Source organism: Providencia rettgeri (assembly GCF_001874625.1).
GTDB lineage: Bacteria > Pseudomonadota > Gammaproteobacteria > Enterobacterales > Enterobacteriaceae > Providencia > Providencia huashanensis.
Genome location: NZ_CP017671.1, coordinates 3,792,037 through 3,818,229, shown reverse-complemented (window position 1 = coordinate 3,818,229; position 26,193 = coordinate 3,792,037). Strand labels below are relative to the sequence as shown.

Here is a 26,193-nt window from a genome sequence, read left to right as displayed (position 1 = left end):
TAGCAAAGCTACAAAGTCTGGCTGAACCAGACAACTTGCAAACACAACATCACAACCACAAAGCCAAAAGTTCCAAAGTAACTAAACTCTGTAACTTTTCGTTCCGGCTTAGGAAGTGTGCATACTATAGGTATTTACTGGCGTATCCTCAAGGGACAAATTATAATGCTTCGGATGAAAAAAACTAATGAATAACAATATGCCAAGTAGAAGTGATTATGTCTAAAAGATTACCGCCCCTGAATGCACTGAGAGTCTTTGATGCAGCAGCTCGTCATTTAAGTTTTACTAAGGCTGCAGAAGAATTATTTGTAACGCAAGCTGCTGTTAGTCACCAAATGAAAAGTTTGGAGGATTTTCTTGGGCTCAAGCTGTTTCGCCGACGTAATCGCTCATTATTATTAACGGAAGAAGGCCAGAGCTATTATCTTGATATTAAAGAAATTTTCTCTTCTTTAAATGAGGCGACACGCAAGCTTCAAGCGCGAAGCGCGAAAGGGGCTCTAACAGTAAGTTTGTCACCAAGCTTTGCTATCCAATGGCTTGTACCAAGGCTTTCAGGCTTTAACCAAGCTTATCCTGGTATTGATGTAAGAATACAGGCTGTGGATAGAGAAGAAGATAAATTGGCAGATGATGTTGATGTCGCTATTTTCTACGGTAGAGGAAATTGGTCAGGGTTAAGAACGGATCGGCTGTATGCTGAATATCTAATGCCAGTATGTTCACCATCGTTATTAACAGGTGATAACCAACTTAAAAATCCCGAAGATTTAGCAAAACATACGTTACTTCACGATTCTTCTCGAAGAGACTGGCAAGCGTATGTTAAACAACTAGAGTTACAGAATGTGGTCAATGTACAGCAAGGGCCTATTTTTAGTCATAGTGCTATGGTTATCCAAGCTGCTGTACATGGGCAAGGTATTGCATTAACAAATAATGTGATGGCCAAAAATGAAATTGATGCAGGGCGTTTAGTTTGCCCCTTCAGTGAAGTATTGGTGAGTAAAAATGCATTTTATTTAGTCTGCCAAGAAAGCCAAGCAGATTTGGGCAAAATAGCGGCATTTCGCCAGTGGATCTTAGGGCAAGCAGCGAGTGAACAAGAAAAATTAGGCTTTATTACGGGTGACCAAGATGTGGCGCTTATTCAGTAATCAAGTAGTTAAATAAAAAGGTGTTACTGTGAATAGTCGTTTGATGTTAATTTTTGCTGGGATTAGTGGCTTCTTTACTGTTGCTTTTGGGGCTATAGGCTCTCATGCGTTGTCGTCAATCATGAGTGTCCACCAAATGGACTGGATTGAAACAGGCTTACGTTATCAAATGTTACATACTGTTGCGCTTATGGTGTTAGGTGCAGTTTTATTGCGTAAAGTGGTTCTATGGTTTTACTGGTCAGGGGTATTTTTTTCAGTTGGCATACTTCTTTTTAGCGGTAGTCTTTATTGTATGGCCCTATTGCAGGTAAAATACTTTTCTTATTTTACGCCAATAGGGGGAGTATGTTTCCTGATTGGCTGGCTGTTAGTAGTAATTGGCGCTATGCGTCTAAGGAAATCGGCGTCACGTAATGAGTAATAAAATTGCACTATATTGCCGTCCAGGCTTTGAGAAAGAGTGTGCAGCAGAGATTACAGACAAAGCCGGGCAAAAAGAAATTTATGGTTTTGCTCGGGTAAAAGAAAATAGTGGTTATGTTATTTTTGAGTGTTACCAAGCAGAAGATGCAGATACACTCGCGCGGACGTTGCCTTTTCGAGAGTTAATTTTTGCTCGTCAAATGATTGTGGTGGGGGATTTACTAAAAGATCTGCCGCCAGAGGATCGTATTACCCCGATTATAAACGCGCTGAGCCAGCAAGTTGTTCGAGCGGGTGATATTCGTGTTGAAGTGGCAGACACGAATGAATCTAAAGAGTTAATGAAGTTCTGCCGTAAGTTTACGGTGCCTTTACGTAATGCATTACGTAAAGAGAAAATTTTACTTCCTCTTGAAAATTTTAAGCGCCCAGTGATCCATGTATTTTTTATTGCTCCGGGTTGCTGTTATACAGGGTATTCCTATACCAATAATAGTTCGAATTTTTATATGGGTATCCCGCGATTAAAATTTCCATCAGATGCGCCAAGTCGCTCAACATTAAAACTCGAAGAAGCTTTTCATGTATTTATTCCTTATGAAGAGTGGGAAGAGCGGTTAGCAAGCGGTATGAACGCAGTTGATTTAGGGGCATGTCCGGGAGGTTGGACATACCAATTAGTGAAGCGCAGTATGATGGTCCATGCCGTAGATAATGGCCCAATGGCAGAAAGCTTAATGGATACTGGGCAAGTTAAACACCACCGAGCTGATGGTTTTAAGTTTCAGCCAAGTTCACAAAACATTACTTGGTTAGTATGTGATATGGTTGAAAAACCGGCGAAGGTGGCTGCACTGATGACTGATTGGCTAGCACAAGGTTGGTGTCGGGAAGCTATTTTCAATCTCAAGTTGCCAATGAAAAAGCGTTATGAAGAAGTTTCACATATTCTGGAAAAGATGAAAACACAGCTAAAAGAGCAAGGTGTGAATGTGTTAATTCAAGCTAAGCAACTTTATCATGACCGAGAAGAAGTCACTGTACATGTGATGAGAATTTGGTCTGCCAACCCAATGGCGCGTGAATATTACTAGTTAGTGTACTGCCATTCTAAAGGCCGCCAAGTGTGGCCTTTTTTGTGTGTTTATTTAGTGTAGTAACGTAGTTGATTTAAATTACCTTGCAAAGCTATATCTGTTTTTAATGTTGCAATATCACGGCAAATCAATGCAATTTGCTGCTGATCGACTAACTTTTTTTGCCATTTTTCTTCTAGTTCCGATAAATGAGCAAATAAATTTTCAATTGAATGATATTGTTGTAAAAGCTGCGTTGCACTTTTAGGGCCAATCCCTGCAACTCCAGGCACTTTACTACTGCTAATACCGGCAAGCCCCCAGTAATCAGGGAGTTGCTCAGGTGTAACGCCAAATTCCTTTTCAATAAACGGAACATCGAGCCAGCGTTTTTGAAAATAATCACGAATTCGAATATTCGGAGATAATAATTGGCAATAACCTTTGTCTGTGGATACGATGGTAACTGTATGCCCCGACCCAGCAATGCGTGTTGCTAAGGTCGCCGCTAAATCATCTGCTTCATCTCCTTCAGATTGCCAGCAATGTATCCCCTTTTCTTGGAAAAGAGCAATCAGAGTTGGCAGTTCAGCTTGTAAATCCTCAGGCATAGGCTGTCGACCCGCTTTGTAATCGGGTAGTTTTTCATGACGCCAACTTTGATGCCGCCCTTCCTCATCAAATACCGCCACAATATGAGTTGCAGCGGTATGATTTAATAATTGGGATATGGCAGATAAGCAGGTTTCACCACACGGGCTTCCTTGCACCGCATGGATGCGGCGTATTAAGTTTAGTGCATCAATAATTAATAAATGGATCATAAATACGCCATACCTAAAATGTTTATCCTTACTTGTAGACCATACTTATTTTACAATTTCGTAGCAAGGCTCATAAGCTGTACCACCTGGTAGCTTCATGCGGTGCTGTTCTACGAAGCCTTGCAGTAAAATATCCATTCGTTTCATGAGTTCGGTATCACCGTGGATTTTAAATGGCCCGTGCTTTTCTATTGCCTTCATACCAAACTCTTTTACGTTACCAGCAACAATCCCAGAGAAAGCGCGGCGTAAATCAGAGGCCAGTTTTTCAGGTTCTTGACCAGGATGAAGGTTCAATGAAGCCATATTTTCATGCGTTGGTTCGAATGGGTGTTGTAAATCTTGAGCAATTTTAATTGACCAGTTGAAGCTATAGGCATCACCGGTGCTACGGCGGTTCTCTTTAACTTTTGGCATGCTTTGCTTCATTACTCGGGCGACTTCTTGGGCATCGTCAATAATGATTTGGTAATGCTTACTGGCATCTTCACCTAAGGTATGACGGATAAAGTCATCTAAAACGGTAAAATATTCAGCACTTTCTTTTGGACCCGTTAAGATAAGCGGCAGAACTTGTTCGCTGTTGGCTGGGTCCATTAAGATACCCAGTAAGTAAAGTAGCTCTTCAGCAGTTCCTACCCCCCAGGGAAAATAATAATGCCGTGGCCTAATCGAACAAACGCTTCTAAGCGTTTTTCAATGTCAGGCATAATAATCAGCTCATTTACCAGTGGGTTAGGTGGCTCTGCGGCAATAATTGATGGCTCTGTTAAACCAATAAAACGGCTATTTTTATACTGTTGTTGAGCATGCCCTACAGCAGCACCTTTCATTGGTGCTTCCATTGCTCCTGGCCCACAGCCAGTACAAATATTGAGCTCACGTAAGCCAAGTTCGTTACCAACTTTACGACCATACTGGTATTCGATTTCATTAATGGAGTGACCGCCCCAGCACACAATCATGCTTGGGTCTTCATCAATATGTAATGCGCGGGCATTACGCAAAATGGAGAAAATCATATTAGTAATATGAGCTCCATTTTCAAGGTCTAAATGGAATTGTTCTTTTGCGTAGGTAATTTGTGCATGAACGAACAGGATATCACGTAATACTGAGAATAGGTTTGCTTGCAATGTACGGATGATTTTACCGTCAACAAAGGCTTTTTCTGGCGGGTCTATAAGTTCTAGTTTAACACCGCGCTCACGACGTAATACATTGATATCAAAATCTTTGCTTTTTTCTAATAGCTCTTTACTGCTATCAGTAAGGCTGCCTGAGTGTAGAACGGCTAAAGAGCAATTTCTAAATAATTGGTACAAATCGCTACTGGCCGTACGTTTTAGCATATCAACTTCAAGTTGAGATAGTAGATCCATAGATCCTAATGGACTGATATGAGTAATCAAGTAGTACTCCTTTACCCAGTGGGTTCTTGATATGTGAATTGTACTGTAAATGCATGGGTAACATTTACTTTCAATTGTTTTTCAACTACATGGATACTTATTGCCGTGCTAAACGACCTAATTCAGGCGTAAAATCCTCATTACTTCGCCATGGGTTAATATCAAGCCCTCCACGGCGAGTATAACGTGCATAAACACTTAATTTATCGGGTTTACACAGTTGTGTAATATCATTAAATATACGTTCAACACATTGTTCATGAAACTCATTATGATGGCGAAATGAAATTAAATAACGTAATAGGGCTTCACGATTAATTTTCGCACCGCAATAGTGAATTTGTACGGAGCCCCAATCAGGTTGATTAGTAATTAAACAATTTGATTTTAACAAATGGCTAACTAAGGTTTCTTCGACGATATCTTCTTGCGTACTATTTGCTAAGTAGTCACGGTTAAATTCATAATTATTGATATCAATTTCCTGATCATCAATACATATCCCTTGCAATGGTTGGATAGGTTGATGGGAAAAATCATCTAATTTATAAAGTGTAACGCTAACCTTACCATTAGCACAGCGGCTTAAATCATTTTGCAAAACGCTTCGCACATTTTCCCAAGTTTCAAAGCATGTTTGGTTAAAGCTGTTGAGATATAGCTTAAAACTTTTGGATTCAATAAGGTTTTCACTATGGGCATCAACACTGATTGAACCAATCGCAACTTGAGGGACACCACGTTGGTTTAGCCAAGAAAGCTCGTACATTGTCCAGATATCTGCACCATGAAAGGGAAGAGCATCGGCGTAGATCGCTAAAGGAGAGCGATTTAGGCTGCGAGGAACGGCTTGGAGTAATGTTGCATCATATTGGTCATGATAAGCCGTTTTTTTCCCTAACGTTAAATTATCAAGTGCGGGATTATTCTGGTAGTGTGACATATTGGTCCTTGTACTTCATAAACGAGAATGAGGTTAAAAGGCAGAAACTGGTACATTTTATTCGCCCGTAAACTTCTGCCATAATACCATTTATCCACCTTGTTGACGTCTTTCAATTTAACGCAGCTATAAAACCATATAAATATGAATACAACACTTTCTGTCGCATTGCATAACTTTACTGAGAAATATGTTTCTCAATGGCAACAACAAACTGGTTTACCGCCCGCTTCAACGGATTTATATGGTATTCCATCCCCTTGTATTGTTCGCACTGGCGAAAACTGGGTGTATTGGGAGCCTCAAACATTTCCAATTAAGGGTGCAACCCTGGATAAAGTCGCTACTGCATTAGATATCAATTTGCAAAGTGATATCCACACTTTTTATACCACTCAGTTAGCTGGTGATATGAAAGCGACATTTCGTGATATTACCCTTAATTTAGTGCAAGTTTGGAATGAGGATGACTTTATTCGCTTACAGGAAAATTTAATTGGCCATTTGGTCACTCAAAAGCGTTTAAAGCTGCCGCCAACGTTGTTTATTGCAACCTTAGATTCTGAACTTGAAATGATATCAATGTGTAATCTTAGTGGTGAAATAATCCTAGAAAAATTTGGTAGTAAAGAAAGACGAGTACTTTCTTCGAATTTAACCTGTTTTCTTGAAGAGCTGACTGTCATTGTGGAGCCAAAGGGGTAAGCATTTTATTACAACTTGGTGTAGGTAAAAGCTTACAATTAAGTTAAGCAATATCTTAAAGTTTTCTTCTTTTATAAGAATGATAATTATTTAACTTTTTATTTCATGGCGTTACTACCGTACGTGATATTTCATTTAATATTATTGAATTATTGCAAGCCATACTAGGTTGTTTTAGTAAGCGGTTTCATACATTCTTATCTCGCTGGACAGGGTAAGTCAGTTTAGCTTTTTATACCTAATTATAGGGTGTAAAAATTTTTAAAAGTAAGGCGAGGGATTGCTAAATAGGTTAAAACACCTATTAACATGCTTTTATTCAACAGGATGTTGAGTGACAGGATGTCATTTTGCAGGATGCATAAGTCCTAAAGCGTAAGCCAGTCAACCAAGGTTGACTGGCTTTTTTCCTGATAAATATTATAGAGTTAATAATAGGCTTTATTGGTTATGGTTCTTCAAGGCATTTTTATTAACGGCTAGTTATCATTTACATTCTTGCTAACGCAAGGCCTGCGAACGAAATATTAATGGCTGTTATGCTGGGAGTTTTTAGTTAATGACATAATAATTTCTTGGGTCATTGCGTCGCGCAGCGCTTCGCGACGGCGAAACTCAGCTCGGCGTTGGCTTTTGACTGATTCTATATCGCGTACAGGCTCTTGAATTGGCAATTGGAACCAGCCGTCTGCGGTTTGCGTCCCATTGCACTCTAACCAAAAAGTATCATAACTTGATTTTAAATGTTGGCTCTTAATATGGCATTGGTTAGAAACGCCTAATATTGATTTTACATGGAAAAAAGTAGCGACAGCATAAACTGCGGACATTAATAAATTCTTAGGTCTCATACCGTGCATTTGTTTAGTAATTAACCTAACTTGGTCAACACTTTGCTCGGTTGAAGGCCCTTGTAAGGAGCATACATAAAGTTGGCCTTCAGGGCCGAAAGAAAAACTCATTAAATAGATCTCATCACCTGTTTCATTTTTCAGGTGTAGAGTGAGGTCACCTTCTCTTGGGTATTGTGAATATATTAAGGTTAATTGAGCAAAATCCCCTGATTTTAACTCAATATTAGCCACAACAAGCCCTTCACGTTTATCACAAAACATGGCTTCGATAGCTTCAGGTTTAAATGTTGTTTCAACTAAATTAAGTGTATAGCTAGCCGTAAGCAACTTTTGCTTTCCAGTCCAAGCCTTATGAAGGTATTTATTAATCGGTCGTTCAATGAAATGAGGAACACCTTCAATTGCCGCCGAAAATTGAGCACAACGGTAGTTTTGGCACATTACCTGATAGTGTTTATATTGCTCAGTAGGAAGTTTAGTAATACGAATTTTTCTTTTTAATTCAACATATTTTGAGTTAAAAGCTCGCCAAACTTTATTTTCCTTACGCCACTGCTTTAGTAATCCCATAGATAAACCATTTTATTGTTAATTATTTTGTTTGTATTAAATTGAAAAACATTTGATTTTACTTTTATCAATCGAAACAAATCATCAACGAAACTTATCAAGTTAAGTCGAGCAGATAATTAAGCAGAAAATAATGGTATAGAGATATCAATAAACTTGTATTTCCTCGTTTTTAACCCCATTTATCCGACAGAATTGTGATGAAAAATAAAGTATATTTGCTTTGTGATAATTAAATAGGTTTAAGCATGAATATTGAACAACGCATTATTGAAAAACTTTGTCATCTAGAAGAGGAAATGAAATTAAAATCCCTTTGGAATGAACAGCCACCAAGTCCTGAAGCTTTTAAAAGTGTTGAACCCTTTTGTATTGATACAATGGAAGCTTCGGAATGGTTACAATGGGTTTTGATCCCTCGCTTGCAGATACTGATTGAGCAAAAAGCGGTATTGCCGACAAGCTTTGCAGTTGCCCCTTATTTTGAAGAGGCTTATAAGCATGACGAAGAAGAGCGTTATACATTGGTTATTCATCACTTGCGTGAGCTAGACGGCCTTTTTTCAGCGAAAACGAGCGGGTGAATAATTAATGCTGGAAATCATTTATCACGATGAGTATATGGTTGCGGTGAATAAACCGGCAGGTATGCTAGTGCATCGCAGTTGGTTAGATAGCAAAGAAACGGTGTTTGTCATGCAAACGCTGCGAGATCAAATTGGGCAATATGTGTATCCCATTCATCGGCTTGATAGGCCTACATCAGGTATATTGCTTTTTGCGTTGTCGAGTGAGGTTGCAAGGCTGTTAGCTGCACAGTTTGAAAGCCACCAGTTAGAAAAAGTATATCATGCTATCGTTCGTGGCTATTTAACCGAAGAGCAAACCATCGATTATCCACTCTTGGAAGAGTTAGATAAAATTGCGGATAAACACGCGTCTCGTGAGCCCGTTTTACAGGAATGTATTACTCATTGTAAGCCAATCGCCACCGTTGAATGCCCTATTGCTATCGGGCGCTACGACACATCTAGGTTCAGCTTGGTTGAATTAAGGCCGGAAACAGGCCGTAAGCATCAACTAAGAAGGCACATGTCTCACCTTCGTCATCCTATTATTGGCGATAGTAAACATGGTGATTTGCGGCAGAACCGGGGAGTTAATGCGAATTTTTCAGTATCACGACTGATGTTGCATGCCAGTTTATTAAATTTAAATCACCCGATAACAAAAGAAAATATATCACTAGTTGCGCCGTGGGACACACAATGGTTGTCATTAATTGAACAATTTGGGTGGTCAGATAAGGTTGTAAAGTTAGGAATAAACGTTATTAATTCGTCAAATGAATAAGAAATAGAGGGGGTGTTATGTCAAAAATAGGCATTTTTGTTGGAACTGTCTATGGTAACTCTTTGGCTGTTGCAGAAACGGCACAAGAAATTTTAGAACAGCAAGGGCATGAAGTGGTTGTCTTTGACGAACCTACCTTGAATGATTGGCAACACTACAATTCAGGTGAAGAAATTGCCTTAATTGTGACTTCATCTACAGGCCAAGGGGATTTGCCCGATACTATAGCGCCGTTGTTTAGTGAAATTAACGATGTTGTTGGTTATCAACCTGATTTACGTTACGGCCTAATTGCTTTAGGTGATAGCAGTTATGAAAGTTTTTGCGGGGCTGGGGTCCGTTTTGATGAGCTATTAGCCGAACAATCAGCTACACGTATTGGTGATATTTTATTTATTGATGCAATTGAAGTGGACACGCCAGAAGAATATGCGAAGAGTTGGATTGAAGCTTGGGCTGAGCTACTTTAAATGCCTGCACCGTGGGATTACCCATATTTATAATAAATAGCGGTAATGCTACGGCGCAGTATATAATCACTTCGCCTGTAAATTATTTACGGGTAAGTTTTTCGAGGTCAGCTTCAATTTCTGCAATTTTATTTGAAACAACATGTTCTAAATGGCGTAAGTCATCAAGAATTTTGTGTTTTAAATCAATATCAGTTTGCTCTGTTTGGCAAATTTGGTCTAGTTCTTCAATCGCATAACGTAGGTTAGTATTGATCTCGTTAATTTCTTTGAAATTATTACCGCCATCGGCAATCGTTTTACGTTGGCGTGGGTATTTGAATTTTACGCTTTTAGCGAAAAACTCCCCTTTATCTTTGCGAAAATAGATTTTTAAAATGTCATTATTCGCTTCTTGACGCAAGGAATAGCGGTCAATGTCTTGGGGGTTACTGATGCCTAAACTTTTCAAATTATCGTACATGTTAGCTCGCTTTACTGTAGGAACAGAGTCGGTAAACAAAGTGATAGTGTGAGCAAGGCCGTAACAATATCGGTCTATTTCCCTTTATGGTACTACTGGTTTAAAGACGTAGGTTGGAAATACCCTATTACGTCATTTTGCAATAGCATCATTATAATGAAAAATAAAATAATACAGTTTTATTGATGGTAAACGGCAAAAGTCACGGACATATTATGCGCGATTTCTTGAAATTGACAAACTTCTCTTTGCAATTAATGCGCTCAGATGAACCACAAAATGAAATATTAACGAAAGTGTATTGAATATGGCCACCCGATTTGCATACAAGGTATGCGCTTCGGGATAGCTTCATGTTTAACCTAATTACTATGAAATGATTACAAAAACTGAGTAATAGGTTTTTAGATAGTAAGTAGTGGCTGATAGGAATTATTCATCAATACTTCTTAATAATTCATTGATCCCTACTTTACCCCGTGTTTTCTCGTCGACCTTTTTAACAATAACAGCACAGTAAAGGCTATAGCTACCGTCTTTGGAAGGCAAGTTACCGGAAACAACGACAGACCCCGCAGGTACACGACCGTAAAAGATTTCGCCAGTTTCGCGATCATAAATTTTTGTGCTTTGTCCCAGATAAACCCCCATTGAAATAACGGAGCCTTCTTCAACAATCACACCCTCAACCACTTCTGAGCGAGCACCAATAAAGCAGTTATCTTCAATTATTGTCGGGTTTGCTTGTAATGGTTCTAAAACACCACCAATGCCAACGCCGCCAGATAAGTGAACATTTTTACCAATTTGCGCACAAGAGCCGACTGTCGCCCATGTATCAACCATGGTGCCTTCATCAACATAAGCCCCTATGTTGACGTATGATGGCATTAAGACGCTATTTTTAGCAATGTAAGCCCCTTTACGTACAGCGGCTGGTGGAACAACGCGAAAACCTTCTTTTTCGAAGCGAGCTTGGTCGTAGTCGGCAAATTTCATTGGGACTTTATCGAAATAACGGCTTTCAGCACCATCAATGACTTGGTTATCTTGAATACGAAATGATAACAACACGGCTTTTTTGAGCCACTGATGTGTAACCCAAACACCAGCAATTTTTTCTGCGACACGTAATTTACCGCTATCAAGTAATGCAATAGTCTCTAAAACGGCTTGTTTTACTGGGATAGAGACGGTATTTGGTGTAATACTGCTTCTATCTTCGAATGCTTGTTCAATGATCGCCTGTAAATGCTGCATTGATTGTATTTCCCTCTTGAATGACATGAAAGTAAGCGTTGACCGCAATAATGCGATGAGCGCTATATTTTATCCTTCGATTTTAGGGCTTCTGTCAACCTTTCTGATAACTCTTGTTGCATATTTTTACTTAAGGCTTGGTGCTCTTTATCTGCTAACACAAAGAAATCTTCAACTTTTTCGCCAATAGTGGTGATCCGTGCGCCATATAGCGAAATTTCCATTTGAGCAAAAACATGCCCAATTCGCGCTAATAACCCTGGTTGATCTAAGGCAAATAATTCCATATAGGTACGGCGATCATTCGTTGAATGTAAAAAATTGACTTTTGTTGGAACCGTAAAATGACGTAATTTAGATGGAATAGTGCGTGGTTTTGGTAGCGAAATTTCAGGTTGTTGCACCGCTAGCAACAACATTTTACGGATATGTTCATATCTATCTTTCGACAATGCATTCCCGTTAGGCTCTAACACCACAAAAGTATCCATTGCCATATTATCTTTATTAGTAAAGATCTGCGCACTGTGAATACTTAAATTACGCCTATCAAGTTCACTAGCAACAGCTGCAAATAAATGGGGTTTATCATGGCACCAAATAAAAATTTCAGTGCCACCATGTTTAGGTTGGGTGCTTATCAGGACAAGCGGTTGGCTTAAATCATGCGCTAGCAAATGTTTGGCGTGCCAAGCCAGTTGTGATGGGGTGTGACGCAAAAAATAGTCGGCGTGACAACGGGACCAAAGCGCTTGCAATTTTTCTTCGTTAATAGGGGACTGCCGTAATAATGATAAAGCTTGATAACGGTGATGGCGGATACGTTGGCGCAAATCAGGCGTGCTTTGCATCCCTTGATTTAACTGGTGTTCAGTGGATAAAAATAACTCGCGGATTAAACTTTGTTTCCAGCTATTCCATAATGTGCTGTTGGTCGCGCAAATATCAGCGACGGTCAAGCACATTAAATAATTAAGACGCGAAACTGTTTTTACTTCAGTTGCAAACTGCTTAATGATATCGGGGTCTTGAATGTCACGCCTTTGAGCGGTTACTGACATCAGTAAGTGGTTTTTTACTAACCAAGCGGCAAGACCTGCTTCTTTGCTCGAAAAACCATGTAATAAGGCGAAGTCATACACAAATTCGGCTCCAAGATCAGAATGATCTCCTGAACGCCCTTTAGCAATATCATGGAAAATAGCGGCTAGCCGTAAAATCTCAGGTTGAAGTAATTTAGGGTAAACACTGACACAAAGCGGGTGATCGCGGCGGTTTTCTTCTAGGGTAAAACTATCAATTTTTTGCAAGACGCGAATTGTGTGTTCATCGACGGTATAAGCATGGAATAGGTCGAATTGCATTTGGCCAACAATATTGCTCCAAAGAGGCGTATAAGCGCTTAGGACACTGTGAAGGTGCATAGGGACAAACGCACCTTTGATTGCTCTTGGATGGCATAATATTTTTAGGAATAGTTTTCGTGCTTCTGGCAGTTCACAGAGCGGCTTCACAAGATTTCGTCGCGCAAAACGTAATTGCCGTAATGTGGTTGAGTAAATCCCTGTAATATTGGGATAGCGGGCCATTTGGTAGAACATTTTTAAGATAGTGGCAGGCTGGTTAATGAATAGGTCATCATCAATCATATCAATTAACGAGCCACGAAGCTGGAATTGAGAATCAATAGGACGAGGCTTTTCATCGGGGTTGAGGGTCAAAATGGCTTCATCAAATAGTTGTAATAACATTTGATTTAGTTCTCTAACGCGCCGAGTGACACGATAAAAATCTTTCATCATTCGCTCAACAGGTTGGTTTTTATCACCTTGATAACCCAATAGATTGGCTACACTAAACTGGCGGTCAAATAACAGTCTATTATCATGGCGTTTAACCACTAAGTGTAAGGCGAAGCGAATTTTCCATAAAAAGACTAAACATTCTTTGAGTTCTTGGTGTTCCTCTTCGGTTAAAAAACCAAAACCCACCATTTCATCGACGGTTGTTGCCCCAAAGTGACGCCTACCTACCCATAGTAAGGTATGTATATCCCGCAAGCCACCAGGGCTGCTTTTAATATCAGGTTCTAAGTTGTAGCTAGTGCTATGGTAGCGTTGATGGCGTTCTTGTTGTTCTTCAATTTTAGCGGCAAAAAAGACAGCGGAAGGCCAAAATTCATCACTGAAAATCGTTTTTTGTAACTGTAAAAAGAGGGCGATGTCACCACAAATTAGCCTTGATTCAATTAAATTTGTTGCGGTTGTGAGGTCTGCATTGCCGGCTTCTATACATTCAGATAAAGAACGAACGCTATGACCAATATCAAAGCGAAGATCCCACAATAAAGTAATAAATTGCCCAATTTGAGCTGCTAATGTCTCAGGTAGTGGCTCTTTACTTAACACTAAGATATCAATATCAGAAAGTGGGTGCAGCTCATGACGGCCATAGCCACCAACCGCAATCAGTGACATCCCTGACTGTTTTTCAAATTTAAATGATTGCCAGAGACGAGTCAGTAAAGCATCGAGGTAGTCACTGCGAATATGAACTAGGTCAACGACATCTTTACCTTGGTTGAATGCTTCCTCTAGCCAATGGTCAAAATCATCGACATGTTGCCTTAAGGCACTGAGTTCAAGGTCGTGGGGACCAAATTGGTTTGGTGAGAGATAGGGAGTAGGAAGTGCCGTCATCTTTATCTTTCCGTAGTGATATCGATAGAAAAACTTATATCAGCTTACGGTTTTTTAGTAAAAATGAACAGAAAAAGAACCCCCTAATGTGAGGGGGTCTTCTTGGAATTAGGCGTTAACCAGAACCGCTGAGATAAATGGCTCTTCTTCTTTACGTAATGTTAAGATTTCACAACCGTTATCAGTAACGACTAAAGTGTGTTCATACTGTGCTGACCAACCTCGGTCTTTGGTTTTGACTGTCCAACCATCTTTCATGGTACGGATGCGGTGATCGCCAGTATTAACCATAGGTTCGATGGTAAATGCCATGCCTTTTTGTAGCACCACTCCACTATCATCAGCATCATAATGTAGAACTTGTGGTTCTTCATGGAACCCTTCGCCAATACCATGGCCACAATATTCACGTACAACTGAAAAGTCTTGTTTTTCAACAAACTCTTGGATGGCCTTTCCTAGGGTGCGTAAGCGAATACCCGGTTTAACCAGACGTAGGGCTAAGTACAGGCTATCTAATGTGACTTGGCAAAGACGCTCGCCTTGGATAGTCGGTTTCCCAACAATGAACATTTTAGACGTATCACCGTGGAAACCATTTTTGATCACCGTAACATCGATATTAACGATATCACCATCTTTTAAAATTTTATCTTCACTAGGAATTCCATGACAAATGACATCATTGACGGAAATACAAACGGATTTAGGGAAACCGTGATAGTTAAGACAGGCAGGGATAGCTTGCTGCGTTTCAACGATGTGTTGATGACAGAGGCGGTCCAATTCACCAGTGCTGACGCCCGGCACAACATGTGGCGCAATCATTTCTAACACTTCCGCTGCTAGCCTACCCGCAACACGCATTTTCTGAATATCTTCTTCAGTTTTGATAATAATAGCCATGAGTTTAATCCATTCATGCCACATATATTAATGGCATGTTTAATAAAGGGGGGTGAAAATAGGTTTGGTACCTTTTTTACATCAATAACACTTATGGTAACAGCCACCGCATTTCCTGCCAACTAGCTATCGATAGGAACCGATAGATTAAGTGTTTTTTAGATAGGTGAGTAGGGCGCTGAGGCTATACGAACCTAAGTGTTTTATAGCACAAAATGCACAGTAATGATGAAGATATCTTGAACGGAGAAATAACACCGATAGAAAATAAGATTTTTACTCTACCAGCGTTTTTACCCTGCCCAAATAGCGTCTATAATTGATTAATGGGAATATCATATTTCCCGAGTGAACCGCTTTTTAATCAATCTTCTTTTTTGTCATTTTTGTTAGCGAAAAAAACAACAAAAGTTGGCTTCTAAGTTGGATTTATGGTATAAAGCGCGCCGGCAATCCATATTATTTCTTCTCACTTTTTTGTGCATCAATGAATGCTGCTCAAATGTTGTTAGTCGGATAGAAAATTGGATATGCGATAAACTTAAACTCAATTGTGTAATAACACACACAAATCGACACGTGCTCCGGGGTGCTCTTATGCGTTTAAACGCAGCCATAGAGTCGGTAGCATGGGATTTGTGGAGGCATAACCCCAATTACTTATATACAGAGGTATTAAATGGCAACTGTTTCCATGCGCGATATGTTACAAGCGGGCGTACACTTTGGTCACCAGACTCGTTACTGGAACCCAAAAATGAAACCTTTCATTTTCGGCGCTCGTAACAAAGTTCATATCATCAACCTGGAAAAGACTGTTCCAATGTTCAACGAAGCTTTGGCTGAGTTAACTAAAATTGCTTCTCGTAAAGGCAAAATTCTGTTTGTCGGTACTAAACGTGCTGCAAGCGAAGCCGTTCAAGAAGCTGCTAACAGCTGTGATCAGTATTTCGTTAACCACCGTTGGTTAGGTGGGATGCTGACTAACTGGAAAACTGTTCGTCAGTCAATCAAACGTCTGAAAGATTTAGAAGTTCAGTCGCAAGACGGTACTTTCGATAAACTGACCAAGAAAGAAGCGCTGATGCGTACTCGTGAACTTGGTAAGTTAGAAAACAGCTTAGGCGGTATCAAAGATATGGGCGGTTTACCTGACGCTCTGTTCGTTATCGATGCAGACCACGAACACATTGCTATCAAAGAAGCAAACAATCTGGGTATCCCAGTATTTGCTATCGTAGATACTAACTCTGATCCAGATGGTATCGATTTCGTTATCCCTGGTAACGATGATGCAATCCGTGCAATCAAACTGTATCTGGGCGCTGTAGCAAGCACCGTTCGTGAAGGCCGTTCACAAGATCTGGCTGTTCAAGCAGAAGAAAGCTTAGTAGAAGCTGAATAATAAGGCTTAAGTCCTTATTTATAGGTATTGCTATACAGGTACTGCTATATGTTAGAAGGGGCCTGATAAAGGCCCCTTTTATATATGAATCAGAACTATCCACGTGAGGAAGACTCTCACGGGGAATATCGAGGAATAAATCACATGTCTGGAATTACCGCTGCATTGGTAAAAGAACTGCGTGAACGTACTGGCGCAGGTATGATGGAATGTAAAAAAGCACTTGTTGAAGCTAATGGCGACATCGAATTAGCGATCGATAACATGCGTAAATCAGGTCAAGCAAAAGCGGCTAAAAAAGCAGGTCGTGTTGCAGCTGAAGGTGTTATCCTGACCGAAGTTTTCAACGATGGCAAAACAGGCGCTCTGATCGAGCTGAACTGTGAAACTGACTTCGTTGCTAAAGATGCTGGTTTCTTAGCATTTGGTAAAGAAGTTTTAGCATCTGTTGTTGCGGACAAAAATGCAGATATCGAAGCGCTGAAAGCAAAATTCGAAGAAGCTCGTACAACTTTAGTTGCTAAAATCGGTGAAAATATCAATATCCGTCGTGTTGATATTCTGGAAGGCGCACAAGTAGGTAGCTACCTGCACGGTGCTCGTATTGGTGTTTTAGTCGCTGGCGAAGGCGCAGACGAAGAATTACTAAAACACATTGCTATGCACATCGCTGCAAGCAAACCTGAATATGTGACTCCAGATGATGTACCTGCGGATGTTGTTGCTCATGAGCATCAAATCCAGTTAGACATCGCAATGCAATCTGGTAAACCACGCGAAATCGCTGAAAAAATGGTTACTGGTCGCATGAACAAATTCACTGGCGAAATCTCTTTGACTGGCCAGCCTTTCGTAATGGACCCAAGCAAATCTGTTGGTGACTTACTGAAAGAAAAAGGTGCTACTGTTTCTAACTTCATCCGTTATGAAGTTGGTGAAGGTATCGAAAAAGTTGAAACTGACTTTGCAGCAGAAGTTGCTGCAATGAGCAAGTAAGCAACTTAAGGGCCGCCGATTGGCGGCTCTGTTTTATACACGTTATATTTCAAGCTGTATTAGCCTTGTTTTACGACTGCAAACGGAGAATAACTCCGCCCTCGGAGCCGTTGGCATAACAGCAACATGTAGCTCGAACTATTTAGTGTATAACTGTCGTATTCTAATTTTAAATTTAGGTACGTAGAAAACCATTATTCTACGTGTGTTACCCCAATAAATAATCTGTTAGGACAGAACACCATGGCAACCAATGCAAAACCCGTTTATCAACGTATTCTGCTTAAATTAAGTGGCGAAGCCTTACAAGGTGCAGAAGGTTTTGGTATCGATGCTAGCGTTTTAGATCGTATGGCTCAGGAAATTAAAGAACTCATAGAACTGGGTATACAGGTCGGTGTGGTTATTGGCGGTGGTAACCTGTTTCGTGGTGCTGGTTTGGCACAAGCTGGTATGAACCGTGTTGTCGGCGACCACATGGGGATGTTAGCGACAGTGATGAACGGGCTCGCTATGCGTGATGCGTTACACCGTGCATATGTGAATGCAAGGTTAATGTCTGCAATTCCACTAAACGGTGTCTGTGATAATTATAGCTGGGCTGAAGCAATCAGCTTATTACGCCACGGCCGTGTTGTTATTTTTTCTGCCGGAACAGGGAATCCATTTTTTACAACGGACTCAGCGGCATGTCTACGTGGGATTGAAATTGAAGCGGATGTGGTATTAAAAGCCACTAAAGTTGATGGTGTATATTCAGCAGATCCAGCTAAAGACCCTGAAGCAGTTCTTTATGAAACCCTGAGCTATCAAGATGTTCTGGAACGTGAACTTAAAGTGATGGACTTAGCTGCCTTCACTCTGGCGCGCGATCATAACTTACCTATTCGTGTTTTTAACATGAATAAGCCGGGCGCATTACGCCGTGCCGTAATGGGTGAAAATGAAGGTACCCTGATTTCTCACAATTAATACTCAGAGACATAACCTGAGTTTAAATGTATTATCTAACATAAATTCAGACTATTTAAGCGAGGTCGCATCGCGGCCTTTAATAACCAGTTCTTAAGGGTTGAAAACGTGATTAATGAAATCCAAAAAGATGCTCAAGACCGTATGGAAAAGAGCCTAGAAGCATTTAAAAACCAAATTAGCAAAGTCCGTACAGGCCGTGCATCTCCAAGCCTCTTAGATGGCATCACTGTTGAATATTACGGTTCAGCAACACCTCTACGTCAGTTAGCTAACGTGACGGTTGAGGACTCCCGTACATTAGCAATTTCTGTTTTTGACCGTAGCATGTCACCGGCTATTGAAAAAGCGATTATGGCTTCTGATTTAGGTTTGAACCCTTCATCAGCAGGTACAGTTATCCGTGTTCCACTTCCTCCATTAACGGAAGAACGCCGTAAAGACTTAATCAAAGTGGTTCGTGGTGAAGCAGAACAAGGCCGTATCGCAGTTCGCAACGTTCGCCGTGATGCTAACGATAAAGTCAAAGCTTTACTGAAAGATAAAGAAATTAGTGAAGATGACGAGCGCCGTTCACAGGATGAAATCCAAAAGCTGACTGATAGCTACATCAAGAAAGTTGATGAGTCATTAGCGCAAAAAGAAACGGAATTGATGGAGTTTTAATCCATCTTGATATAAAGCCACCAAAGCATACCGTAAAAAGTATGTGTTAGTGTGGCTTTGTTGTTTTCATATCTATTAAAAAATCCTTTCTAACCTCTAAGCTGATATAATCTCAGTATTGATTTAATACAGAGTAACCAATCACTATGAAACGTCTGACAATCCTAGGTTCCACAGGCTCAATTGGTACAAATACACTTTCTGTTGTTCGCCAAAACCCCGAAAAATTTCAAATTCTTGCTTTAGTCGCAGGGCAAAACGTTGCTGAAATGGCTAAACAATGCCTTGAGTTTAATCCGAAATATGTATCAATGGCGGATGAGTCTTCAGCCAAAGCATTACGGGCTATTTTGACTGAAAATAACAATAAAACGGAAGTGTTGTCAGGAAACCAAGCTGCAATTGAGCTCGCAGGGCTTGACGATGCTGACCAAGTTATGTCAGCGATTACTGGTGTGGCGGGCTTACTTCCTACTTTAGCCGCGATCAGAAAAGGCAAAAGAATATTATTAGCGAATAAAGAGTCTCTGATTACGAGTGGCCGTTTATTCTTTAATGAGATTCGTCAACACAATGCGACAGTTTTTCCTATTGATAGTGAGCATAACGCTATTTTTCAAAGCTTACCTGAAGTTATTCAGCTTAATTTAGGGTTTGCTGATCTATCTGCTTCTGGTATATCAAGTATTGTTTTAACTGGCTCAGGCGGCCCTTTTAGAGATACCCCATTATCTCATTTTGATAACGTGACACCTGATGAAGCCTGCAATCACCCGAATTGGTCGATGGGAAGAAAAATTTCAGTAGATTCGGCGACAATGATGAATAAAGGGCTAGAATATATTGAAGCTTGTTATTTCTTCAATGCGAGTGCTGAGCAGATGGAGGTCATTATTCACCCTCAGTCAGTTATCCATTCAATGGTACGGTATAAAGATGGCAGTGTGATTGCTCAATTGGGTACGCCTGATATGCGCACACCAATTTCATATAGTATGGCTTATCCTCAACGTATAATGTCTGGTGCAGAACCTCTCGATTTTGCCACTCTTTCATCATTAACGTTTGTTCAGCCAGACTATCAACGTTATCCTTGTTTGAAGTTAGCTATAGATGCTTGCCATGAAGGCCAAGCGGCAACAACTGCATTAAATGCAGCAAATGAAGTGGCCGTTGCTGCTTTCCTTAACGGTAAAATTCGTTTTACAGATATAGCAAAAATTAACCACAAAGTACTAGATGCACAAGTTTTTTCTGAACCAGTTTCTATTGATGAGGTCTTAGAAATCGATGAGCAAGCCCGCAAAAATGCGGTAAAAATAATCGCTCAGGCAGTTTAACCTCAGTATGTGATTTATTTAGTTGCTGATAGCCACATTATATCTTTAATATGTGATGTGTTTAAAAAAAGAAAGATAACATAGTATTTTGTAGCGAATTAAGGATGTGTCTTATCAGCAAACTTAATAATAGTGGTTATTATTGGGCTGTATTTTTAAAGCAGTACTCACAAGGATTAACATTTAATGAACTCTAGTGGTGAAAATCTCTCTGATTCGATGATACCTAAGCATGTCGCTATCATTATGGATGGTAATGGGCGATGGGCTAAACAGAGAGGAAAACTCAGAATTACAGGTCATAAGGCAGGTGTTGAATCTGTTCGTAATTCAGTGCGTTTTGCGGTAAAAAATAAAATTAGCTCCCTTACACTGTATGCATTTAGTAGTGAAAACTGGAGACGGCCAGAAAAAGAAGTGAGTTCTTTGATGGAATTATTTGTTTTTGCTCTCGACAATGAAGTTAAAAACCTGCATAAAAACAATGTAAAATTAAAGGTTATCGGTGATGTAAGTCGTTTTAGTGATCGTCTCAAAAAAAGAATCGATAAGGCAGAGGCACTCACGCAAAACAATACAGGTTTGAAACTGAATATTGCCGCAAATTACGGTGGCCGTTGGGATATAACCAACAGTGTGAAACAGGTATTTTCGAAAGTACAAAATGGTGAACTCTCTATTGATGATATCAATGAAGAAACCATTAATAGTGAAATTTGTATGCATGACCAAGAAAATGTCGATTTGGTTATAAGAACAGGAGGGGAGCATCGCATCAGCAACTTCCTGTTATGGCAAGTCGCTTATGCGGAATTTTATTTCACCAACGTTTTGTGGCCAGATTTTGATGAAATGGTGTTTCAGGATGCAGTTGATGCTTTTAGTAAGCGCGAGCGTCGTTATGGTGGAGCTGAATCAGATGATGAACTCGTCAAATAATAGGGGAAAGATGTGCTGAAATACCGTTTACTTACTGCAATAGTATTAATACCAATCGTTATTGCAGCTTTGTTTTTGCTTTCTCCAGCAAATTTTGGTTTTGTCGTGATTGCAGTTTGTGCATTAGGTGCTTGGGAATGGGCGCAGTTCGCAGGCTGGCATTCGCAAGTTAAACGTATAGGGCTAGCTATTGTTTTTGCAATAATATTACTTGCGGTTCAATTAGCTGTTCCTGATATAACATCATTTTCCTCTGAGCCGATGATCCTCTACGGCTTGTGGGCCGGTCTGGCATGGTGGGTTGTCGCAATTCTTTTAGTCGTGACTTATCCTGCATCGGCATCGTGGGGTAAATCGGTCATTGTCCGCTTGCTGTTCGGTGCATTAACTATTATTCCATTTTATTGCGGCATGATGGTACTTAGAACTATTGGTTATCAAAGTGATACATCCTTTGGTGCATGGTGGTTATTGTACGTTATGTTACTTGTTTGGGGGGCTGATTCAGGTGCTTATGCATTTGGCCGCACCATTGGGCGGAATAAAATGGCGCCGAAAGTTTCTCCTGGGAAAACATGGGAAGGTTTAATTGGGGGCTTGATTACCGCAGGGGTGATATCGTGGTTGTTTAGCACATTTGCACCAATCCCTGTGATGCCTGATTATTTGCTAGTGACTTCGATTATTGTTGTTGTAGTATCTGTGTTTGGTGACCTAACAGAAAGTATGTTTAAACGTCAATCAGGTATTAAAGACAGTAGCCACTTAATTCCGGGGCATGGCGGTATTCTTGACCGAATTGATAGCCTGACAGCAGCGATTCCAGTTTTTGCTGGGCTAAATTTGTTAGTTTTTAACGGTTTTGGTCTTTAGGAAGATAAATGGGATTTATTTGGAGCTTAGCGGCGTTTATTATTGCGATTGGTGTGCTGATTACAGTACATGAATTTGGGCACTTTTGGGTTGCTCGCCGTTGTGGTGTTTATGTTGAGCGTTTCTCCATTGGTTTTGGGAAAACGTTATGGCGTAAGGTAGATAAACAGGGTACTGAGTTTGTATTAGCAATGATCCCGCTAGGGGGCTATGTCAAAATGCTTGATGAGCGAGTTGGCGAAGTTTCTCCTGAGCGTCGGCACCAAGCATTTAACAATAAAACGGTTGGGCAGCGGGCTGCCATTGTTAGTGCAGGGCCAATTGCGAACTTTTTACTTGCTATTGTTGTCTACTGGGTAGTATTTATGATTGGTGTTCCTTCGGTGAAACCAATTATTGAGGATGTAAAAAGCGGTTCTATCGCCGCCATAGCAAATTTTGAACCAAAAATGGAACTAAAAGCCATTGATGGTATCGAAACACCTGATTGGAATTCAGTGCGTTTGGCATTGGTCGGTAAAATTGGTGATCGTGAATTAACGGCTCAAGTATTGCCACAGGGCTACAGTGAGCCGATTACAAAAACGGTTGATTTAACCAATTGGCAATTTGATCCAGAAAAACAAGACCCGATACTGTCTATTGGCATTATGCCAGTATCTGTGAGAATTGACCCTGTTATTCAAAAAGTCACTGAAGGTTTGGCTGGTGAACGTGCGGGTTTACAGCCGGGTGATAGAATTGTTAGTGTTAACGGGGAGGCATTGGGTCTTTGGAATCCAGTGACGCGTATTATTCGTAATAACCCTGGAATACCATTGAAACTTGAGGTAGAGCGGTCACAACATTTGATCCCTCTCACTCTAACCCCTGACAGCCAAAATGGTCAGCGTGGTGAAAAAATTGGGTTTGCGGGCGTTGAACTTTCAGTGTTACCGTTAGCGGATGAATATAAAATGGTACAGCAGTATGGGCCATTTTCTGCGTTTTACCAAGCCAGTGATAAAACGTGGCAGTTAATGAAATTAACGGTCAACATGATGGGTAAACTGGTTGTTGGGGATGTCAAACTCAATAACTTAAGCGGTCCGATATCTATCGCAAAAGGTGCGGGGGTATCAGCCGAATCAGGCTTGGTGTATTATTTGATGTTTATTGCGCTTATTAGCGTCAATTTAGGTATCATCAATCTGTTTCCACTGCCTGTTTTAGATGGGGGGCACTTGCTCTTCTTGTTAATTGAAAAAATTAAAGGAAGTCCAGTGTCTGAGCGAGTACAAGACTTTAGTTTTCGGATAGGTGCAATGGCATTGATTCTGTTAATGGGACTTGCACTTTTTAATGATTTCTCTCGCTTCTAATTTTTATAAGCTGGGGACCAGTAAGGAATACGCATAACAACGATGGCGATGAAAAAGTTGCTCATAGCGTCGCTGCTTTTCAGCAGCGCCACTGCATACAGTTCAGACGGATTCGTAGTTAAAGACATTCGTTTCGAAGGTCTACAACGCGTCGCCGTTGGTGCAGCATTATTGAACATGCCAGTTAGGGTCGGTGATTCGGTTGATAACGAAGATATCAGTCGTTCGATTCGTTCCCTATTTTCAACCGGTAACTTCGAAGATGTTAGGGTCCTGCGTGATGGAAACACGCTGATCGTTCAAGTTAAAGAGCGCCCAACTATCGCAAGTATCACTTTTACAGGTAATAAATCTGTCAAAGATGACATGCTTAAGCAGAACTTGGAAGCTTCAAATATCCGTGTTGGTGAGGCGCTTGACCGCACAACAATTGCGAATATTGAAAAAGGCTTAGAAGACTTTTACTACAGTGTAGGTAAATATAACGCGACAGTAAAAGCGGTTGTAACGCCTTTACCACGTAATCGTGTTGACCTAAAATTTGTTTTCTCTGAAGGTGTTTCTGCGCAAATTCAGCAAATTAACATTGTTGGTAACAAAAATTACACGACTGCAGAATTAGTCAATAAACTGCAATTGCGTGATGATGTACCATGGTGGAACCTTGCTGCTGACCAAAAATATCAGAAACAAAAATTGGCGGGTGACTTAGAAACACTTCGCAGTTTTTACCTTGATCGCGGTTACGCTCGTTTCAATATAGATTCAACCCAAGTTAGTCTGACACCAGACAAAAAAGGAATTTATATTACGATTAACATTACCGAAGGCGACCAGTATAAAATTTCTGGTGTTGAGGTTAATGGTAATACAGCAGAACACTTAGCTGAAATCCAAGAGCTAATCACTATCACTCCGGGTGAGCTGTATAACGGTGCGCAAGTGACACGCATGGAAAACCAAATTAAAGAAATGTTTGGTCGCTATGGCTATGCTTATCCTCGGGTTATGACTCAACCTGAAATCAATGATGAAGATAAAACAGTTAAGTTGCATCTCAACATTGATGCTGGTAACCGTTTCTATGTACGTGAAATTCGTTTCCAAGGGAATGATACCAGTAAAGATACTGTTCTGCGCCGTGAAATGCGTCAGATGGAAGGCGCTTGGCTTGGTAATGACCTTGTCGAATTAGGTAAAGAACGCCTCAATCGTACTGGTTTCTTTGAAACTGTTGATGTTGAAACTCAACGTGTACCAGGAAGCCCTGACCAAGTTGACGTTATCTACAAAGTTAAAGAACGTAATACGGGTTCTATGAACTTTGGTATCGGTTTTGGTACTGAGAGTGGTGTAAGTTTCCAAGTCGGTGTAACACAAGATAACTGGTTAGGAACGGGGAATGCGGTTGGTATTAACGCAAGTAAGAATGACTATTCAACAAACGTTGAATTCTCATTTACTGATCCTTACTTCACCGTTAACGGTGTGAGTTTAGGTGGGCGCATTTTCTATAATGATTTTAGTGCGAAAGATGCAGATCTATCAGGCTATAACAACAAAACGTATGGTTTAGATAGTTTCTTAAGTTTCCCATTCAATGAGAATAACTCTTTCCGTGTTGGTGCCGGTTATGTACATAACCGACTTTCTGATATGCGTGCACAAGCTGCGATGTGGGATTACCTTGATTCTATGGGTAAAAACCCACCAGTCACAGAAAATGGGCGTAATAAAGAAAGTTTTGATGCAGATGACTTCACGCTTAACTTAGGTTGGACTTACAACTCGTTAAACCGCGGTTTCTTCCCGACATCAGGTAATAAAACTAACTTGTCTGCTAAAGTGACTATTCCTGGTTCTGATAACGAATACTATAAACTGCGTTTTGATACAGCACAGTATTACCCATTGGATGAAGACGAATCGTGGGTGGTTCTTGGCCGTGCACAAGCGGGTTATGGGGATGGTATCGGTAGTAAGCAAATGCCATTCTATGAAAACTTCTATGCGGGTGGTTCTAGCACCATTCGTGGTTTCCGCTCGAACAATATCGGTCCGAAAGCGGTTTACCTGAAGAAAATTAATGGTAAAGATCAACCTGAACCTGGAAGTCCATCAAGTGATGCGGTCGGTGGTAATGCTATGTACGCAGCATCATTTGAGTTAATTACCCCTACACCATTTATTGACGAGAAATATTCGAATTCTGTTCGTACTTCTTTGTTTGTCGATGCTGGTACGGTATGGGACACAAATTGGAACAGTATTCCCGCTGCTTGGCGTGCAGGTATGCCTGACTATGGTAAAGCAAGTAATGTCCGTGCTTCTGCGGGTATTGCTTTACAATGGATGTCTCCTCTTGGGCCATTGGTATTCTCTTATGCGCAGCCAATTAAGGACTACGAAGGGGATAAATCAGAACAGTTCCAATTTAATATTGGTAGAACGTGGTAATCTACTCTAGTTTCTATCTATGAAGGCTCCCATAATTTTGTGGGAGCAACCAAAATTTCCAGC

At 40.5% G+C, this 26,193-nt stretch carries 23 protein-coding genes and 1 pseudogene; 16 read left to right on the top strand and 8 right to left on the bottom strand.

Going from position 1 to position 26,193, the window contains the following annotated elements; genetic code table 11:
* The first annotated feature begins 218 nt into the window (after nt 1-218).
* Genes RB151_RS17685 through rlmM form a run of 3 tightly spaced genes read left to right on the top strand, consistent with a single transcriptional unit; the run spans nt 219 to nt 2,680 of the window.
* Nucleotides 219-1,160 (top strand): transcriptional regulator GcvA, encoded by a 942-nt coding sequence (locus RB151_RS17685; RefSeq protein WP_042849002.1) that lies wholly within the window; start codon nt 219-221, stop codon nt 1,158-1,160.
* A 28-nt stretch (nt 1,161-1,188) separates the two neighbouring features.
* A complete protein-coding gene (locus RB151_RS17680) occupies nt 1,189-1,584 on the top strand; it encodes a DUF423 domain-containing protein (RefSeq protein WP_042849001.1) in 396 nt (131 codons plus the stop codon).
* Nucleotides 1,577-2,680 (top strand): 23S rRNA (cytidine(2498)-2'-O)-methyltransferase RlmM, encoded by a 1,104-nt coding sequence (rlmM, locus tag RB151_RS17675; RefSeq protein ID WP_042849000.1) that lies wholly within the window; start codon nt 1,577-1,579, stop codon nt 2,678-2,680. The genes RB151_RS17680 and rlmM overlap by 8 nt, the downstream gene beginning before the upstream one ends.
* A gap of 50 nt (nt 2,681-2,730) precedes the next feature.
* Here the strand turns inward: rlmM and xni are convergent, their stop codons facing one another.
* From xni to queF, 3 genes and pseudogenes are all read right to left on the bottom strand, one after another.
* Nucleotides 2,731-3,486, bottom strand: coding sequence for a flap endonuclease Xni (gene xni, locus RB151_RS17670; protein ID WP_042848999.1), 756 nt, complete (start codon nt 3,484-3,486; stop codon nt 2,731-2,733).
* 45 nt (nt 3,487-3,531) lie between these two features.
* Nucleotides 3,532-4,898 (bottom strand): annotated as a pseudogene (ppnN, locus tag RB151_RS17665) (nucleotide 5'-monophosphate nucleosidase PpnN).
* Between the two features lie 97 nt (nt 4,899-4,995).
* Entirely contained in the window at nt 4,996-5,841 is an 846-nt protein-coding gene (queF, locus tag RB151_RS17660) for an NADPH-dependent 7-cyano-7-deazaguanine reductase QueF (RefSeq protein WP_042848997.1), read from the bottom strand.
* A gap of 144 nt (nt 5,842-5,985) precedes the next feature.
* Between queF and syd the strand changes: the two genes are divergently transcribed.
* A complete protein-coding gene (gene syd / locus RB151_RS17655; protein ID WP_042848996.1) occupies nt 5,986-6,546 on the top strand; it encodes a SecY-interacting protein in 561 nt (186 codons plus the stop codon).
* Nucleotides 6,547-7,073: 527 nt separating this feature from the next.
* Here the strand turns inward: syd and RB151_RS17650 are convergent.
* Complete coding sequence (locus RB151_RS17650; protein WP_042848995.1) at nt 7,074-7,970, bottom strand: DUF535 family protein; 897 nt, start codon at nt 7,968-7,970, stop codon at nt 7,074-7,076.
* 248 nt (nt 7,971-8,218) lie between these two features.
* Between RB151_RS17650 and RB151_RS17645 the strand changes: the two genes are divergently transcribed.
* From RB151_RS17645 to RB151_RS17635, 3 genes are read left to right on the top strand one after another with little or no spacing between them, the layout of a single operon-like run.
* Nucleotides 8,219-8,554, top strand: coding sequence for a YqcC family protein (locus RB151_RS17645; protein WP_042848994.1), 336 nt, complete (start codon nt 8,219-8,221; stop codon nt 8,552-8,554).
* A 7-nt stretch (nt 8,555-8,561) separates the two neighbouring features.
* Nucleotides 8,562-9,323: a tRNA pseudouridine(65) synthase TruC gene (truC, locus tag RB151_RS17640; RefSeq protein WP_042848993.1), complete on the top strand. Its 762-nt coding sequence runs from the start codon at nt 8,562-8,564 to the stop codon at nt 9,321-9,323.
* Nucleotides 9,324-9,340: 17 nt separating this feature from the next.
* Nucleotides 9,341-9,793: a flavodoxin gene (locus tag RB151_RS17635; protein WP_042848992.1), complete on the top strand. Its 453-nt coding sequence runs from the start codon at nt 9,341-9,343 to the stop codon at nt 9,791-9,793.
* A gap of 82 nt (nt 9,794-9,875) precedes the next feature.
* Here the strand turns inward: RB151_RS17635 and RB151_RS17630 are convergent, their stop codons facing one another.
* The 4 genes from RB151_RS17630 to map all read right to left on the bottom strand — a co-directional run bounded on the left by RB151_RS17630 (nt 9,876) and on the right by map (nt 15,121).
* The gene (locus tag RB151_RS17630; RefSeq protein WP_042848991.1) at nt 9,876-10,256 is read right to left on the bottom strand and encodes a DUF3461 family protein; all 381 of its coding nucleotides are present in this window, start codon (nt 10,254-10,256) and stop codon (nt 9,876-9,878) included.
* Nucleotides 10,257-10,688: 432 nt separating this feature from the next.
* Entirely contained in the window at nt 10,689-11,516 is an 828-nt protein-coding gene (gene dapD / locus RB151_RS17625) for a 2,3,4,5-tetrahydropyridine-2,6-dicarboxylate N-succinyltransferase (protein ID WP_042848990.1), read from the bottom strand.
* A 62-nt stretch (nt 11,517-11,578) separates the two neighbouring features.
* Nucleotides 11,579-14,215, bottom strand: coding sequence for a bifunctional uridylyltransferase/uridylyl-removing protein GlnD (gene glnD / locus RB151_RS17620; RefSeq protein ID WP_042848989.1), 2,637 nt, complete (start codon nt 14,213-14,215; stop codon nt 11,579-11,581).
* 108 nt (nt 14,216-14,323) lie between these two features.
* Nucleotides 14,324-15,121, bottom strand: coding sequence for a type I methionyl aminopeptidase (map, locus tag RB151_RS17615; protein WP_042848988.1), 798 nt, complete (start codon nt 15,119-15,121; stop codon nt 14,324-14,326).
* Between the two features lie 679 nt (nt 15,122-15,800).
* On the opposite strand from map, the gene rpsB reads away from it, so the two are divergent.
* From rpsB to bamA, 9 genes are all read left to right on the top strand, one after another.
* Nucleotides 15,801-16,526 carry a 30S ribosomal protein S2 gene (gene rpsB / locus RB151_RS17610; RefSeq protein WP_004257504.1) on the top strand — a complete coding sequence of 242 codons (726 nt, stop codon included), beginning with the start codon at nt 15,801-15,803 and terminating at the stop codon, nt 16,524-16,526.
* Between the two features lie 144 nt (nt 16,527-16,670).
* The gene (tsf, locus tag RB151_RS17605; RefSeq protein WP_042848987.1) at nt 16,671-17,522 is read left to right on the top strand and encodes a translation elongation factor Ts; all 852 of its coding nucleotides are present in this window, start codon (nt 16,671-16,673) and stop codon (nt 17,520-17,522) included.
* Between the two features lie 243 nt (nt 17,523-17,765).
* A complete protein-coding gene (gene pyrH / locus RB151_RS17600) occupies nt 17,766-18,494 on the top strand; it encodes a UMP kinase (protein ID WP_042848986.1) in 729 nt (242 codons plus the stop codon).
* Between the two features lie 108 nt (nt 18,495-18,602).
* Nucleotides 18,603-19,160, top strand: coding sequence for a ribosome recycling factor (frr, locus tag RB151_RS17595; RefSeq protein ID WP_042848985.1), 558 nt, complete (start codon nt 18,603-18,605; stop codon nt 19,158-19,160).
* Between the two features lie 146 nt (nt 19,161-19,306).
* Nucleotides 19,307-20,500 carry a 1-deoxy-D-xylulose-5-phosphate reductoisomerase gene (ispC, locus tag RB151_RS17590; protein ID WP_042848984.1) on the top strand — a complete coding sequence of 398 codons (1,194 nt, stop codon included), beginning with the start codon at nt 19,307-19,309 and terminating at the stop codon, nt 20,498-20,500.
* A 186-nt stretch (nt 20,501-20,686) separates the two neighbouring features.
* Entirely contained in the window at nt 20,687-21,439 is a 753-nt protein-coding gene (gene uppS / locus RB151_RS17585) for a polyprenyl diphosphate synthase (protein WP_042848983.1), read from the top strand.
* Between the two features lie 12 nt (nt 21,440-21,451).
* Entirely contained in the window at nt 21,452-22,312 is an 861-nt protein-coding gene (gene cdsA / locus RB151_RS17580; protein ID WP_042848982.1) for a phosphatidate cytidylyltransferase, read from the top strand.
* Nucleotides 22,313-22,320: 8 nt separating this feature from the next.
* Nucleotides 22,321-23,673 (top strand): sigma E protease regulator RseP, encoded by a 1,353-nt coding sequence (gene rseP, locus RB151_RS17575; protein ID WP_042848981.1) that lies wholly within the window; start codon nt 22,321-22,323, stop codon nt 23,671-23,673.
* 42 nt (nt 23,674-23,715) lie between these two features.
* Nucleotides 23,716-26,130 carry an outer membrane protein assembly factor BamA gene (gene bamA, locus RB151_RS17570; RefSeq protein ID WP_042848980.1) on the top strand — a complete coding sequence of 805 codons (2,415 nt, stop codon included), beginning with the start codon at nt 23,716-23,718 and terminating at the stop codon, nt 26,128-26,130.
* The last annotated feature ends 63 nt before the right edge of the window (nt 26,131-26,193 follow it).